Raw genomic sequence first — 2,128 nt, 5'->3', positions numbered from 1 at the left:
ATCACTCGCGCTTGCCGCCATACGCCAGCATGTCACCACTTTGCAGCGAGGAGAAAGAGACTTGACCCATCCTTTGTAAGCCAGTTCGCAAATGGCCTTGACAACTTTCTGCTCATAGAAGCCATCAACCGACGCGCGAACGCGAACGTCGCATGCGCGGTTTTCGCCACCCGAAACGCACACAGGAATTTCTCTCGTGCTTCGGGCCGATCCGGCAACACTTTGCGCTCAAGCGGCACCTGCTGCACGCTTCACTTTATCGCAAAGAGATTGCTGCCCGGTTCGTCTCCTGGCGTGAATTCGCCGAACTCGCCCAAAATCCGTCCTACGCTTTCTGAGATTGCTCTTCCTGCCGTTCTTATGACCCAGCCTCGACAAGTTGATAATGCCCATTGAGCATCTCATTGGCATAGCAGAAATGAATTGACATCAATCCGTCCGGATCAGCCTGATGAAACTAGGCACCGTAACCGGCACGCGAAGCGCCAATGCGCACATGAGTTTGTATCCAATCGTGCCTGCAGCGGACGCGACATCGTCAATCTTCACCTGCTCACCCAGAGCTCGAATTTTCGAGCCAATTCCCACAGACGGGCAGGGCGTCAGTTCCACGGTTACATATGCATAGAGACGCGGGGCACGAGTTGATTCACGCGTGAGTTGCTCGGATGCCGATGACGCTGATTTCGGACGCCGATCTCGCGTACGGGTGCCTGAGTACGCTCGTGGTGCGCACGGGTTCATTCGGGGATGTCAGAAACCAACCCCGACACCGACGCCTACGCCCCCGCCGAAGCTGCCGCCTCCCACGCCCACACCGATGCTGGTGCTAGGCGCGTAGTAGCCGGGACCATATCCATACCCCGGATAGCCGTACGGCTGGGCGATGACACACCCCGCGATGCCAGCCCCTAGAGCCAATATGCAGAAAAGCCTGACCATGGTTGTCTCCCATGCATAAATCGATCAACGCAACATTCGGTCCCTGAGTCGGGCGGATCATCTGCCCCGTGGTCGGAAGGATATTCTTGCGAATGCCGTCTACATAACTAAAGCATAGCGAATGCGCGTGTTTTTCCCTATGCATCCGCAGATGGGCGTGGGCATCGGCGGTGGTCGTTGTTCCGTTGTCGGCCGATGGTGTTGAAAAACTCGGTGTGGACGTGGAGCGCAGCACTTCTCAGTTTGTGGTGCGGCGCGGTTGATCCTGGAGCATCCAGATGACGAGGACTTTCGCTCCTCTTTTCACTTTAGACCGCCATCGCAGTCATCGCTGCGTCGCGCGGAGCGAGCCTCCGGACCATTCGTCCAAAGTTTCTGGGCTGTTGCTGCCAACAGGAATTCGTCCTGCGCACACAGGCTTGATCAATCATGCACTCGCCAAGCGGTTAGCGCAACGCGACAGCCCCAGTCCTGCCTGATAATCTCCAGTCATGTCGCATACGCCCTACCAGTGAAGGGCTTTGTCACGTTAAATCGCTGACGGCGCAAAAGTGCAGCTCGCGCGAGACTGCTCAGAAAGCAGACGGAGTTTGGGCCAACCCAGCAAAGCGATGCCACATGGCAAAGCGTTCGCCAAGTTGTTTGCGCTTGAGCGACATATGCTGCGCGCTTCGCTCTATAACGGAAGGCTCGAATGACGGGATTGATCGAGTCGATGTCGGCGAATTCGGTTCGCCTTTGATCGCCTACCGCCTTTTCATGTATTTCCCCAGCACAAAGCCCGCCAGTAAGCCGGTCCCAAGAAGGACACTTCCTACCCACCACGTCGCCGGTAGCGGCATTGCGTCGGATTGGCACTTCGCGGCAACGACAGCGGCGATTTCGCGCGCAGTGATTTGCGTCATGTTCGAGATCTCGTTGATCCCATAGACGCAGATCTCGCCAGTCGGGAGCGCGCAGAACCGCTCAGCAGGGCATTGCGTCAGGATCTTCTGGGCGGCTCCCTCACCGCACACCGCACCCGCACCTTTCAGCACCCGGAGCGTCACGTCTGGATACTGATATGACTTTCCATGTCAATCGCGATGTTGATTTTTTTTGCTTGATTTTTCGCTTTTTCATAGGCGCGAGAATTCCCTGAGGGCGGCGTAGCAGTAAGGTCGACGGTGGATCACACTGATATCCG

The 2,128-nt window shown here is 56.7% G+C and carries 2 pseudogenes; one reads left to right on the top strand and one right to left on the bottom strand.

The features are described from left to right. Window positions 1-110: 110 nt before the first annotated feature. Window positions 111-338: pseudogene (locus tag F6X42_RS42410) on the top strand (IS6 family transposase); the annotation flags it as partial. A 91-nt stretch (window positions 339-429) separates the two neighbouring features. Here the strand turns inward: F6X42_RS42410 and F6X42_RS42405 are convergent. Continuing rightward, a pseudogene (locus F6X42_RS42405) lies at window positions 430-641 on the bottom strand (alanine racemase C-terminal domain-containing protein); the annotation flags it as partial. Between the last annotated feature and the right edge of the window lie 1,487 nt (window positions 642-2,128).

It is taken from the genome of Paraburkholderia podalyriae (assembly GCF_014397785.1).
Lineage (GTDB): Bacteria > Pseudomonadota > Gammaproteobacteria > Burkholderiales > Burkholderiaceae > Paraburkholderia > Paraburkholderia podalyriae.
The sequence above is the reverse complement of the archived record's forward strand: the minus strand, read 5'-3'. Positions and strand labels throughout refer to the sequence as shown.